12 protein-coding genes are annotated in these 12,539 nt (G+C 61.5%); 6 read left to right on the forward strand and 6 right to left on the reverse strand.

The window, feature by feature from the left end:
* Positions 1–18 precede the first annotated feature (18 nt).
* Positions 19–1,056 (reverse strand): GDP-mannose 4,6-dehydratase, encoded by a 1,038-nt coding sequence (gene gmd, locus JC881_RS14260; RefSeq protein WP_198786356.1) that lies wholly within the window; start codon positions 1,054–1,056, stop codon positions 19–21.
* Positions 1,057–1,509: 453 nt separating this feature from the next.
* Between gmd and JC881_RS14265 the strand changes: the two genes are divergently transcribed.
* The 6 genes from JC881_RS14265 to JC881_RS14290 are packed head-to-tail and all read left to right on the forward strand — an operon-like array spanning position 1,510 to position 7,873.
* Positions 1,510–2,508, forward strand: coding sequence for an NAD-dependent 4,6-dehydratase LegB (locus tag JC881_RS14265; RefSeq protein ID WP_198786357.1), 999 nt, complete (start codon positions 1,510–1,512; stop codon positions 2,506–2,508).
* Positions 2,509–2,520: 12 nt separating this feature from the next.
* Entirely contained in the window at positions 2,521–3,234 is a 714-nt protein-coding gene (locus JC881_RS14270) for a sugar phosphate nucleotidyltransferase (RefSeq protein WP_198786358.1), read from the forward strand.
* A complete protein-coding gene (locus tag JC881_RS14275; RefSeq protein WP_198786359.1) occupies positions 3,231–4,082 on the forward strand; it encodes an NAD-dependent epimerase/dehydratase family protein in 852 nt (283 codons plus the stop codon). Before JC881_RS14270 ends, JC881_RS14275 begins: the two co-directional genes overlap by 4 nt.
* The gene (locus JC881_RS14280; protein ID WP_332875239.1) at positions 4,082–5,035 is read left to right on the forward strand and encodes a glycosyltransferase family 2 protein; all 954 of its coding nucleotides are present in this window, start codon (positions 4,082–4,084) and stop codon (positions 5,033–5,035) included. Before JC881_RS14275 ends, JC881_RS14280 begins: the two co-directional genes overlap by 1 nt.
* Entirely contained in the window at positions 5,032–5,550 is a 519-nt protein-coding gene (locus JC881_RS32430; RefSeq protein WP_198786361.1) for a GtrA family protein, read from the forward strand. Before JC881_RS14280 ends, JC881_RS32430 begins: the two co-directional genes overlap by 4 nt.
* Positions 5,534–7,873, forward strand: coding sequence for a YfhO family protein (locus JC881_RS14290; protein ID WP_198786362.1), 2,340 nt, complete (start codon positions 5,534–5,536; stop codon positions 7,871–7,873). The genes JC881_RS32430 and JC881_RS14290 overlap by 17 nt, the downstream gene beginning before the upstream one ends.
* A 26-nt stretch (positions 7,874–7,899) precedes the next feature.
* On the opposite strand, the gene JC881_RS14295 is transcribed toward JC881_RS14290, so the two are convergent.
* From JC881_RS14295 to rfbB, 5 genes are read right to left on the reverse strand one after another with little or no spacing between them, the layout of a single operon-like run.
* The gene (locus JC881_RS14295) at positions 7,900–8,934 is read right to left on the reverse strand and encodes a class I SAM-dependent methyltransferase (RefSeq protein ID WP_198786363.1); all 1,035 of its coding nucleotides are present in this window, start codon (positions 8,932–8,934) and stop codon (positions 7,900–7,902) included.
* Positions 8,935–8,961: 27 nt separating this feature from the next.
* On the reverse strand, positions 8,962–9,510 hold the full coding sequence (gene rfbC / locus JC881_RS14300) for a dTDP-4-dehydrorhamnose 3,5-epimerase (protein WP_198786364.1): 549 nt from the start codon (positions 9,508–9,510) through the stop codon (positions 8,962–8,964).
* Entirely contained in the window at positions 9,507–10,403 is an 897-nt protein-coding gene (rfbA, locus tag JC881_RS14305; RefSeq protein ID WP_198786365.1) for a glucose-1-phosphate thymidylyltransferase RfbA, read from the reverse strand. Before rfbA ends, rfbC begins: the two co-directional genes overlap by 4 nt.
* Before the next feature lie 43 nt (positions 10,404–10,446).
* Complete coding sequence (rfbD, locus tag JC881_RS14310) at positions 10,447–11,337, reverse strand: dTDP-4-dehydrorhamnose reductase (protein ID WP_198786366.1); 891 nt, start codon at positions 11,335–11,337, stop codon at positions 10,447–10,449.
* Positions 11,334–12,431 carry a dTDP-glucose 4,6-dehydratase gene (gene rfbB, locus JC881_RS14315; protein ID WP_198786367.1) on the reverse strand — a complete coding sequence of 366 codons (1,098 nt, stop codon included), beginning with the start codon at positions 12,429–12,431 and terminating at the stop codon, positions 11,334–11,336. Before rfbB ends, rfbD begins: the two co-directional genes overlap by 4 nt.
* Positions 12,432–12,539: the final 108 nt, after the last annotated feature.

Raw genomic sequence — 12,539 nt, forward strand, 5'->3', positions numbered from 1 at the left:
AGAAAAGAGAGCCCTTCGTCAGAAGGAATGACCTTCCTTGTTGCGACGAAGATCCGCCTTCACCATCATCGTGCAGAGTTCCTCGAGCGTCGTCTTGGGCTCCCATCCCAGCTTCTGCTTGGCGCGCGCAGGATTACCGATCAACAGATCGACTTCCGAAGGGCGATAGAACTTCGGATTGACTCGCACCATGGTCTTGCCGGATGCGATGTCGATGCCAACTTCGTCCTGCTCTTCCCCCTCGAAGCGCAACTCGTAGCCGGCCGCCTTGAAAGCCAGGTCGACAAAAAGCCGCACCGTCTCGGTCCGATTGGTCGCGAGTACGAAAGTATCAGCCTCGTCCGCTTGCAGCATGCGCCACATGCCCTCGACATACTCCTCGGCGAAGCCCCAGTCTCGCTTGGCGCCCAGATTCCCCAACTCCAGCACATCCAGCTTGCCTAGCTGGATCTTGGCCACGGAATCGGTGATCTTTCGCGTCACGAACTCGCGCCCCCGCAGCGGGCTCTCATGGTTGAAAAGGATGCCGCTGGAGCCGAAGATGTTGTAGCTTTCGCGGTAGTTGATCGTCATCCAATGAGCGAACAGCTTGGCTACACCATAGGGGCTGCGGGGATAGAAAGGCGTTTCTTCCACCTGCGGAATTGCCTGGACCTTGCCGAACATCTCGGAGGTGGATGCTTGGTAAAAACGAATGCTCCGGTCCGTCAGCCGAATGGCTTCGAGCAGATGGAGCGCGCCCATCCCGGTGATCTGGGCAGTGGCATCCGGCTGATTGAAGCTCACGCCCACAAAACTCTGGGCCGCCAGGTTGTAGACCTCTTGCGGCTTGGCCTCCTTGATGAGGGTCAGCGAGCTACCCAGATCCGTCAGGTCGTGCTCAACCAGTATCAGGTCTGGGTGGTTTTGAATGCCCAGTTCCTCGATCCGCCAGAAGTTGACGGAGCTAGTCCGTCGGAAGGTGCCATGCACCACATAGCCCTTGCTCAAGAGAAGTTGGGCCAAATAGGCGCCATCCTGACCTGTGATACCGGTGACTACTGCGTGCTTCTTCATTGGGAGCGGTCGATTTCTTGTGTATGCGGCAAACCGCGGGAAGCGTAATTGTGCCGCAATGAATATGCGCTCAAGTCGATGCTCGGCAACAGATGTTGCAGCAAACAATGCGCTTCGTTAAATGTTGCCAATGTCTTGCCCCGCCTCGTGAAAGACCTGGTGACCAAGCCCCGGAGGACGGCGCCTACAGAAGGGCACATCTCGAAACAACCGTTTCAGCGTCGCCTCGGTGCGCGCTTCAGGAGGCCGGCGTCTTCGGATGTTTACGATTCGGCTTAACAAACTGCTGATCTAGAATGTGTCCGCCGGCCACTACTGGGGACGCACTGTTTTCCCCATGCATTTCGGCCGATTTGCAGGGCCTTACGAGGTGCCTCCCCCGACCCACGGTGCCGCGCTTCGCAAGCGTGCCGGGTGGGTTGTGGCTACAACTTTCAAGAAGAGATTCGAATCATGCACCTCAAGGGCAAAAAAGTATTGGTGACAGGTGCTGATGGGTTCATCGGCAGTCATCTGGTGGAAGCATTGATCGCGCACGGCTGCGACGTTCGTGCCTTCGTCTACTACAACTCTTTCAGCAGCTGGGGCTGGCTGGATTCGCTGCCCCAGGAGGTCGTGCGCAACCTGAACGTGTTCTCGGGCGATATCCGGGACCCGAACGGCGTGTTCGAAGCAATGACGGGTTGCGATGTTGTCTTTCATCTGGCCGCGCTGATCGCGATTCCGTTCTCGTACCACTCGCCGGACTCCTACGTCGATACCAACATCAAGGGCACCCTGAACGTTCTTCAGGCAGCCAAGCGGCTGGGCATCGAACGCTGCCTGGTGACCTCGACCTCCGAGGTGTACGGCACGGCGCAATACGCACCGATCGACGAGAAGCATCCATTCCAGGGCCAGTCACCCTACAGCGCCTCCAAGATCGGCGCGGACAGGTTGGCAGAGTCGTTTCACAAGTCCTTCGAGACCCCGGTTGTCATCGTGAGGCCGTTCAATACCTATGGACCTCGCCAGTCGGCACGCGCCGTGATTCCAACGATCATCACGCAGCTGATGCTCGGCGAGAAGGAACTGCGGCTTGGAAGCCTTTCGCCAACGCGCGACTTCAATTACGTCAAGGACACTGCGCAGGGCTTCATCGCACTGGCCGAATCGGACGAGACCATCGGCAAGGAAATCAACATTGCGACCGGCAAGGAATATTCCATCGGCAAGGTCGCGGAGATCCTGGTGGCCGAGCTCAATCCGGATGCGCGCATCGTCACCGACGAACAGCGCCTTCGGCCAGACGCATCGGAAGTCTTTCGCTTGATGGGAGACAACACGCTGATCACCTCCCTCACGCCTTGGCGGCCTCGCTTCGATCTGGCGGACGGCCTGCGCGACACCATCGAATGGTTCAAGAACCCGGAGAACCTGTCGCGCTACAAAGCTTGGCTCTACAACGTTTGAGGAGGTTTCACCATGAGAGCAGTCATTCTTGCCGGCGGTAAAGGCACCCGGCTTCGGCCCTACACCACGTTGATTCCCAAGCCGCTTGTCCCGCTCGGGGGGAAATACTCGATTCTCGAGATCATCATCATGCAGTTGAAGCAGGCCGGCTTCACGCGGATCACGCTCGCGGTGAATCACCTGTCGCAGCTGATCATGGCCTACTTCGGCGATGGCTCGCGCCTGGGCGTGCAGCTGGACTATTCGCTGGAGGAAGGTGAACTCAGCACCATTGGTCCGCTGACGCTCATCCCCGATCTGCCGGAGAACTTCCTCGTCATGAATGGCGACATTCTTTGCGACCTGGACTACCAGCGTTTTTTCCAGTCGCATGTGGCAGCCAAGGACATGGTGTCGGTGTCGGCCTACCGCCGTGAGGTCAAGATCGACTTCGGGGTGCTGCGCTACGACGCCGATGGCCGCCTGAACGAATTCCAGGAAAAGCCGACCTACGACTTCGACGTCAGCATGGGCATCTACTGCATCCATCGCTCAGTCATCGAACGCCTGCCCAAGGGTGGCAAGTATGGCTTCGACAACCTGATGATCGACGGCCTCAAGGACAACCAGCGCATCGCCATCAGGCCATTCGACGGGTACTGGCTGGACATCGGCCGTCCCGACGACTACCAATACGCTGACGACAACTTCGAAGAGCTCGCAACGAAGCTCGGAATCGGCTCTTGAAGACGGCGCTGATCACGGGTTCGACGGGCGCATTGGCGCAAGCCATCGTCGCCCGGCTCCAGCAGACGGGGACGTTCAACGTCGTGGCAACGAGCCGAAGCGCCGACGCGCTGCAACTCGATGTGCGGGACGGCGAGCGCCTGGAGGCGCTGCTCCAGAAAACCCGCCCGGACCTGATCTTTCATCTGGCCGCCACCTTCTCGGGCGAGTACGACGAGGCCTATGCGGTCAACGTCGATGCCACGCGCCGGCTGCTGGAACTCGTTGAACGCGCACATGCCGGCACCCGCGTGTTGCTGGTGGGTTCCGCTGCGGAATACGGCGCAGTCGGCGTCGAAGAGAACCCGATTCGGGAAGACCATGCGCTGCGTCCGCAATCCGTGTATGGCCTGACCAAATCGTGGCAGACCCAGCTGGCTGGTTTCTACGCCCTTCGCGGCGTGCAGGTGGTGGTGGCACGGCTGTTCAACCTTCAAGCGCCCGGTCTTTCGAACAGGCTATTCGTTGGCCGGGTACAGACGCAGATCGAAGAGGTTCGCAAAGGTGCGCGGTCGGCCTTCGAGTTCGGCCCCCTTGGTGCAACGCGAGACTACGTGGACGCGGATGAGGCGGCAAGGCAGATGCTGGCCGTGGCGATCGACGGCGAACCTGGACACGTGTATCACGTCGGAAGCGGCATGCCCGTCACCATGCGCTCCCTGCTGGAGCGGTTGCTCGCCTCCGAAGATATGAGCGCAATCCCGGTGCACGAGTCTCCGGCCCTCACCAACCGCGCCGGGTACGACGTTCCGGCCATCTACGCAGACATGACCAAGACACTCCAGTTGATGGGAGAGGGAAAGCCATAGTGACGAAGTTGAAGCTGACCGTTGTCACCCCCGTCTTCAACGAGGAGCACGTCATCGCGCACTTTCACGAGCGCGCAAAGAAAGTGCTGGAGTCCATCGAGGAAGTCGAATGGAACATCCTGTATGTGGTGGATCAGTGCACCGACCGCACGGTGGAGGTTCTGCGAACGGTCGTCGCCGGCGACCCCGCCGCCAAGGTGCTGGTGCTGTCGTCCCGCTTCGGGCACCAGATGTCGCTGCTCGCGGGCATCGAGCACTCGCTCGATTCAGATGTCATCGTCATGATGGACAGCGACCTGCAGCATCCACCCGAACTCATACCGACGCTGCTGGAAGAATTCAAGCGCGGCAACGAGGTGGTGTACACGCTGCGCCAGGATACCGAGGACGTGGGCTTCCTGCGAAAGCAGGCCGGCAACCTCTTCTACAAGCTGCTGGGCAGCATTTCGCAGGTGCCGATCAATCCCAACGCGGCAGATTTCCGGCTCATCTCCAGGCGGGTGGCGCGCACCTTGTCCCAGGGCTTCCAGGAACGTAACATGTTCCTGCGCGGGCTCTTCTCCTGGATCGGATTCAGGCAGGCGGGGGTCGAATTCGTAGCCGAGAAACGCTTCGCGGGGCAGTCCAAGTACTCACTGTCCAGAATGATCCAGCTCGCCATGGCGGGCATCCTTTCGTTCAGCACCAAGCCGCTTCAGCTGAGCATCTTCGTGGGCGGGCTGTTTGCGTTGCTCGCCTTTCTGTTGATCGTGGTGCTGGTCATCAAGTACTTCTTCGTGCAGTCCATCCCGAACGGCTGGACGACGATGGTGGTTCTGCTCCTGCTGTTCAGCGGCATCCAGCTCATCGTCCTGGGCATCATGGGCGCGTACGTGGGAGGCATCTACGACGAGGTCAAGGGCCGCCCACGCTACATCGTCGAAGAAGAAATCTCCCACCGCCCCGCACCGTGACAGCATGGCACTGGCTCATCGAGCCGGTGCCATGCCTGCAGATGCGAGAGCCTGTCCTTCATTCAAACCTCATGCCGAGACCAGGCTCCTTCACCCAATCCGTCCTCGATCGCTGCCGCTCCGAACAGGTCCGGCAGCTTTTTCGTTTCCTCGTCGTCGGGGTTGCCAACACGGCGTTCGGCTACTCCATCATCTTTGCCTGCATGTACCTGGCGGGTCTGTCCGCGGAGCTGAGCAACGCGATCGGCTACGGCATCGGCCTGATGGTCTCCTACGTGATGCACAAGGTGTTCACGTTCAACAGCGACAGGCCGCATCGCGAAGCCTTCGTCCGTTTCCTCGTGGTGTTCGCGGTGGCCTATGCAGCGAACCTGCTCGTGCTGGTCATTCTGGTGCGAGGCCTCGGAGTGCATGAAGCCGTCAGCCAGGTCATCGCGAGCGCGGTCTATGTGATCACTTCCTTCATCATGAACAAGCTGTATGTCTTCAGGCAACCTCATGACGACGCAAAGTAAATCTGCACGCCCACGCGTGGTCATCGTGCTGGCAGCGCTTGTCTCGCTCTGGTGCATCTTTCTGTGGCCCGCCTTCGACAAAGCACATTCTTTCGCCCTGTGGATGGACAACGAGTTCTTCATCGGCACGGTGCTTTCGTCGATGTCTTCAAGTCTCGCCCACGGCGAATGGCCGCTCAGGATGAACACCATCCTCGGGGGCGTGCCGCTGCACAACTTCGCACAGCTGTCGGCGTTCTATCCTTTCTATCTGACGCCATTGCCGCTCTTCGAGAGCCCGCTCCAAGTCGTTCATTCGATGCACTGGCTGACGCTCGTCCATCTGTTGATCCTCGAGGTCAACATGTATGTCCTGCTGCGCACTATGCAGGCCTCGCGCATCGGGGCGGTCACCGGGGCCGCGCTTTTTGCCTTCGGGGCGAACAGCCTGTCTTATGCGGCGTGGCTCAACATCGTCGCACCCTATGCCTGGCTGCCGCTGTACCTGGCAGGGCTGCTGGGCCTGTTGTCGCCCGAAAGCTCGCGGCGCCATTTCATCATGGCTCTGACGGGGATCGTGCTGCTGACGCTCGCATCTCCCGCTCAGCCACTCATCCACGCCATCCTGTTGAGCGGCGTTTTCTGCATTGCCTATGCAATCGGCACCAAGCGGGCCGACGGGTGGAGGAGCATCGGAAACTCGGCTGTGAAAGTGGGCATCGTGGCGGTGATCGCGGTGCTCCTGGTCTCACCCGTCATTGTCCCGACTGCCCTGGAATTCAAGAACATGATCCGGTGGATCGGGCACTTCCCTCCCGTCTTCGGCAACAGCCGCATTCCATTCGAAGCGTTTCAGGTCGATCAGCTCGCCCCCCGGAACCTCGGTGGTGTCCTGTTCAAATTCGAGTGGAATGCGGTGGGCAGCCAGTTCATTGGGCTGGTCTCGGCGGCTTTGGCATGCGTGGCCGTCGTTTCCCGGCCTCGCTCCTGGCTGGTGTGGGCGCTCGTGTTCGTTGCGGTCTACGCCTTGATCTCGTCGACGGGCAGCAACCTGGGCCTTGCGCACCTGAACTACATCGTTCCGATCCTGAACAAGATCCGTGAGCCCAGCCGTTTTCTCGTCCTGTTCCAACTGGCGATGACAGGGCTTGCAGCCTTTGGCATCGACGAAATTCGCCGCGAACTCTCCTCCAGCGAAGCTGGCCGTCGTCGCCTGGCGACCCAGCTCTTTGCGATGGGAGCTGTCTTGCTGGTTGCGATCCTTGTGGCTTGGTACTGCAAGGACCGCATCGTCTCCACCGTGCCCTCGTGGGCCCCGCTTGCCACGTTGTCCGGACTTGTTGTCGCCACCGTGCTGATGGCGCGTTTCCGCTCGGCCACCCGAGGCGTGCAGGCGGCAGCCATGTGGAGTGCGGCCGCCCTGGTCCTGGTTCTGGTGGATGTCCCGTGGCGGCCACCAGGCATATCGAGCAGTTTCTACAACACCAACCATGCGGGTCGGCTCGACGAGGCGCTCGACCGGGTGAAGGCACTGGACCCGAATCACGACTATCGCGTCGTGTTCGATGGAAAGATCGACAAGCAGCTGGGCGCCATGCTGGCGTCCTACAAGGGGATCCGCAGCTTCAACGCCTACTTCAACCCTGCGCCCAAGCAGCAGTTCGACGAGCTTTATTACCATGCACCGCGCAACGACAACTACTTCCGCTTGCTCGGCGCCAGATACCTGATTTGCGACGATTGCCCGCCGGAGGCGTTGCGGGGCTACACGCACAAGGAAGACATCGCCGGACTGGCGTTGTACGAGGCGGAAGCCGCGCTTCCTCACGTTTACGCGGCCATGACATTGGACGGGGTCTATGAGTCGATGGGCGATTTCTCGGCGAAAGCTGCGTCCGCCGATCTCACTGGCAGCGTGCTGTTCGCGAAATTGGACAGCGGCGTCCTGCCTCGCTCGACCGATGCAAAGAACCAGGCACGCTGTGATGTCAAGGAAGACCTTCCGCGCGGCACCAACCAAGTGCGGGTGCGCATCGCTTGCCCCGCGGCGGCCATGCTGGTTCTGAACGAGTTCTTCGACAAGGCGTGGAAGGTCTCGGTCGATGGCCATCGCTCGAAGCTGGGCCCGATGAACGGCAACCAGATCGGCACGCTGGTGCCGCCGGGAACGCACATGGTCGAGTTCAAGTACCGGCCCGCCACTTTCATGTGGTCGCTGCCGCTGCTCGCGCTCGGACTGGTTCTCCTCCTCGTGCTGCTGACAGCAAGCCGAAGATGGTTGCCTCGTCTCAACCGGAGGCAGCCCACGGTGCCGCACGGCGGCACCTCTTCGTCAATAGGCTGAGTCGGCCCAGCCGCCTGCAGCGCGCATCAACGCAATGCGCGCTGCACCCAGCGAAGGGGTGCCAGGAGCCTCCAGGAGCGCGAATTCAGGATGGCGGCGAGGCGCTGCTCGCTCTGGGTGGCCTGCTGGGCGAGCGATGCCTCCAGCCGCCGGCATTCGGCCTCGGACTTCGCGCGCGCTTCGTCCCATGCGGCACGCTCGGCATTCATCGACAAGGCCCACGCACTGCGTTCTTCGAACTCTTTCTGAAGCGCCACATGCCGGGCCTCGAGTTCGGCGTGCTCCTTGTGCAGTCCGGAAGCCCAGTGCATGACATTCTGCTGATCCGCATACAGATCGTTGCCGGCTTCGGCAAACAGATTGGGAGCCAGCGGCGGCAGCAAATCCTCATTCGCAGCGCAGACAGCGACGAAGTACATCGCCCGGTCTGCGCTCTGGGTCTGCACCTTCAACTGATCGCCCGACAGGAGCAAGGCCTCGTAGTTGCGAGCGCTTCCTTCCAGAGGAAACAGCGCCGACGCAGTCAGGAAGCGCTGGGCAAAGTATCGGTTGGCGGGGAAGAAACGACCCAGCAGCGCATCGAGTTCGTCGAAATACAGCTCCTTGACGTGAAACTCGTTCACGTAGTTTCTTTCGTCCGAGTACACCTTCTTGTTGGGCGAAGAGATGACCAGGATGCCCGAAGGCTTCAGCACGCGCCGCAACTCTCCCAGCATTTCCTCCTGCTGCGCCAGGTGCTCGAGCGTCTCGAAAGACACGGCGACATCGACGCTGGCATCTTCCAGGGGAATGGCAGTTGCACTGCCTTGGACGAACCTCAGATTGGTCTGTGCGGCGTAGCGTTGCCGGGCATGCTCGACGGCTTCATTCGAGATGTCCACCCCGACCACGGAGCCCGCCGTGTTCGCCAGCAGCGCGGAGCCGTAACCCTCGCCGCAGGCAATGTCCAACACATCGCGCCCCGCGCACAGCGACTGCATCCACCCATACCGGTGCATGTGCTCGTAGCGGATCTCGCCCTGTTCCGTGGGAATGAACCGTTCACCGGTGAAATTCAACATGAGGTCAATTTTTCTTGAAATACGAAGTCAGTCGAACGTTTCAGCCGAGCGCAAGGGCGTGGCGCCGGCATCCTTGGCCGACAATTGGGGGGCGGAGCCGACCTCCGGCCAGCCGATCGCCAGGTCGCTGTCGTTCCAGATGATCGCGCGCTCATGTGACGGCGCGTAGTAGCCCGTGGTCTTGTAGAGAAATTCCGCCGTCTCGCTCAGCACCAGAAAGCCGTGCGCAAAGCCCTCCGGAACCCACAGTTGCTTGTGGTTTTCCTCGCTCAATTCGACGCCGACCCATTGGCCGAACGTCGGCGACGACTTGCGGATGTCCACGGCCACATCGAACACAGCGCCCTTCACCACGCGCACCAGCTTGCCCTGCGGTTGCTGTATTTGATAGTGAAGGCCTCGCAGGACACCCTTCGCCGAGCGCGAATGGTTGTCCTGCACGAATTCCACATGCTTGCCGACAGCCTCATCGAAGGCCTTTTGATTGAAACTCTCGAAGAAGAAACCGCGTGCGTCGCCGAACACCTTGGGTTCGATCACGATCACTTCAGGGATCGCAGTAGGCGTGGCCTTCATGAGCGCACCTCGTCGTTCAGCAGGTGCTTGAGGTACTTGCCGTAGCCGCTCTTCTCCAGCGGTGCGGCGAGCTTGGTGAGCTGCTCGGTCGTGATGAAACCGTTGCGCCATGCAATTTCTTCAGGACATGCGATCTTCAGGCCCTGCCGATGCTCCAGCGTGGCGATAAATTGCCCCGCCTCCAACAGGCTGTCGTGCGTTCCGGTGTCCAGCCACGCGTAACCGCGCTGCATGATCTGCACGTTCAACTGGTCAAGATCGAGATAGGCCTGATTCACCGCCGTGATTTCCAATTCGCCGCGCGCACTGGGTTTCACGGCTTTCGCAATGTCGACGACCTGGTTGTCGTAGAAGTAAAGCCCCGTCACCGCGTAGTTGCTCTTCGGCTTCAATGGCTTTTCTTCGATGCTGCTGGCCTTGCCCTTGGCATCGAAGGCCACGACGCCATAGCGCTCGGGGTCCTGCACGTGATAGGCGAACACGGTTGCGCCGCTCTGCTTGGTATCGGCGTCCGACAGCAAATGCACGAGGTCGTGCCCATAAAAAATGTTGTCCCCCAACACCAACGCGCTCGGGTCATTCCCCACGAACTTGTCCCCGATGATGAACGCCTGCGCCAGCCCGTCCGGGCTCGGCTGCACTGCGTACTGCAGGTTGATGCCCCACTGGCTGCCATCGCCCAGCAGCTGCTGGAAGCGCGGCGTGTCCTGCGGCGTGCTGATGATCAAAATGTCGCGCATGCCGCCCAGCATCAGCGTGCTCAGCGGGTAATAGATCATCGGCTTGTCGTACACCGGCAGCAGCTGCTTGCTCATGGCGAGCGTCGCGGGGTGCAGGCGGGTGCCCGAGCCGCCGGCGAGGATGATGCCCTTGCGTTGCGTCGTCTTGGTCATGGGATGTTCGTGTCTCTTGTCTTGCTCGGGTCTTGCGCTGCGCTCAGAAGGTCTCGCGCAACATGCGGGCGACGCCGGACTGCCACTCGGGCAGCACGAGGCCGAAGGTCGATTGCAGCTTCGTGGTGTCCAGGCGCGAGTTGTGCGGCCGCGTGGCCGGCGTCGGGAAGGCGGTGGTGGGCACGGGCTCGACCGCTTCGGGGCCGGCCTTGAGTTCGACGCCCGCGGCCTTGGCCTGCTCGATCACGAAGCGCGCATAGCCGTGCCACGTGGTCACGCCACCGGCCACCGCGTGATAGAGCCCGGCCTTCGCCGGGTCCTGCAGCGTCGCGCGAATGGCGTGCGCGGTGATGTCGGCCAGCAGTTCCGCGCCGGTGGGCGCGCCGAACTGGTCGTCGATGACGGTGAGCTTGTCGCGCTCCTTGGCGATGCGCAGCATGGTCTTGGCGAAGTTGCCGCCGCGCGCGGCGTAGACCCAGCTGGTGCGAAAGATCAGGTGCTTCGCGCAGTGCTGCGCCACCAGCTGCTCGCCTTCGAGCTTGGTGCTGCCGTAGACGCTGAGCGGGCCCGTGGCATCGTCTTCTTTCCACGGCTTGCTGCCGCTGCCATTGAAGACGTAGTCGGTCGAGTAATGGACCATCAATGCGCCGATCTGCTGCGCCGCTTCGGCCACCACGCCGGGTGAGGTGGCGTTGAGCTTGCGGGCAAAGTCGGGCTCGCTCTCGGCCTTGTCGACCGCGGTGTGCGCGGCGGCATTGACGATGACGTCCGGGCGCACCTTGAGCACCGTTTCGGCCAACTGCTCGGGGCGGCTGAAGTCGGCGTGGAAGTCGGTGCTGTCGAAATCGAGCGCGACCAGTTCACCCAGGGGCGCGAGGCTGCGCTGCAGTTCCCAGCCGACCTGTCCGCCCTTGCCCAGCAGCAGCAGCTTCATGCGGTGGCTTTCGCAGATCCGGCAGATCCGGCCGGTGCGGCGTCGTATTGCTTTTCGACCCACTCGCGGTACGCGCCGCTTTGCACGTTGCGCACCCACTCGCCGTTCGCCAGGTACCACTCGACGGTCTTGCGGATGCCGCTGTCGAAAGTTTCTGCGGGCTTCCAGCCGAGCTCGCGCTCGAGCTTGCGCGCATCGATGGCGTAGCGGCGGTCGTGGCCGGGGCGGTCGGTGACGTAGGTGATCTGTTCCTTGTACGGCTTGCCGTCGGCCTTGGGGCTCAGCTCGTCGAGGAGCGCGCAGACGGTGTTGACGATCTCGATGTTGGGCTTCTCGTTCCAGCCGCCCACGTTGTAGGTCTCGCCGAGCTTGCCCGCTTCGAGCACGCGGCGGATGGCGCTGCAGTGGTCCTTCACGTAGAGCCAGTCGCGCACCTGCATGCCGTCGCCGTACACCGGGAGCGGCTTGCCTGCGAGTGCGTTGACGATCATCAACGGGATGAGTTTCTCGGGGAAGTGGAACGGCCCGTAGTTGTTCGAGCAGTTGGTGGTGACCACCGGCAGGCCGTAGGTGTGGTGCCATGCGCGCACGAGGTGGTCGCTGGCGGCCTTGCTGGCCGAGTACGGGCTGTTGGGCTCGTACTTGTTCTCTTCGGTGAAGGCCGGATCGGTCTTGGAGAGCGAGCCGTAGACCTCGTCGGTGGACACGTGCAGGAAGCGGAACGCAGCCTTCTGGTCGGCCGGCAGCGCGCCCCAATAGCCGCGCACCGATTCGAGCAGGCGGAAGGTGCCGAGCACGTTGGTCTGCACGAAGTCTTCCGGGCCGTGGATCGAGCGGTCGACGTGCGATTCCGCGGCAAAGTTAACGATCGCTCGCGGTTTGTGTTCGGCCAGCAGGCGGTCGAGCAGCGCGCTGTCGCCGATGTCGCCCTGCACGAAGATGTGGCCGGGGTTGTCCTTGAGCGACGCGAGCGTCTCGAGGTTGCCCGCGTAGGTCAGTTTGTCGAGGTTCACGACCGGCTCGTTGCCTTGCGCAATCCAGTCGAGCACGAAGTTGGCGCCAATGAAGCCGGCGCCGCCGGTTACCAGGATCATGGGATTCCCTGTTGTTTGTCTGAACGATCGCCCTCGGCGAATGTGAATGGAAGATTATCCCACCGGGCCGCAGGGCCGAAATCCAGGCTTGGTGCCCTCGAAAGCCCC

It is taken from the genome of Variovorax sp. IB41, from assembly GCF_016405905.1.
Lineage (GTDB): Bacteria > Pseudomonadota > Gammaproteobacteria > Burkholderiales > Burkholderiaceae_C > Variovorax.

What these genes read in the sequence shown, in the direction of transcription:
- gmd (WP_198786356.1), bottom strand. Translation starts at nt 1,056, where the DNA reads ATGAAGAAGCACGCAGTAGTCACCGGTATCACAGGTCAGGATGGCGCC.
- JC881_RS14265 (WP_198786357.1), top strand. Translation starts at nt 1,510, where the DNA reads ATGCACCTCAAGGGCAAAAAAGTATTGGTGACAGGTGCTGATGGGTTC.
- JC881_RS14270 (WP_198786358.1), top strand. Translation starts at nt 2,521, where the DNA reads ATGAGAGCAGTCATTCTTGCCGGCGGTAAAGGCACCCGGCTTCGGCCC.
- JC881_RS14290 (WP_198786362.1), top strand. Translation starts at nt 5,534, where the DNA reads ATGACGACGCAAAGTAAATCTGCACGCCCACGCGTGGTCATCGTGCTG.
- JC881_RS14295 (WP_198786363.1), bottom strand. Translation starts at nt 8,934, where the DNA reads ATGTTGAATTTCACCGGTGAACGGTTCATTCCCACGGAACAGGGCGAG.
- rfbC (WP_198786364.1), bottom strand. Translation starts at nt 9,510, where the DNA reads ATGAAGGCCACGCCTACTGCGATCCCTGAAGTGATCGTGATCGAACCC.
- rfbA (WP_198786365.1), bottom strand. Translation starts at nt 10,403, where the DNA reads ATGACCAAGACGACGCAACGCAAGGGCATCATCCTCGCCGGCGGCTCG.
- rfbD (WP_198786366.1), bottom strand. Translation starts at nt 11,337, where the DNA reads ATGAAGCTGCTGCTGCTGGGCAAGGGCGGACAGGTCGGCTGGGAACTG.
- rfbB (WP_198786367.1), bottom strand. Translation starts at nt 12,431, where the DNA reads ATGATCCTGGTAACCGGCGGCGCCGGCTTCATTGGCGCCAACTTCGTG.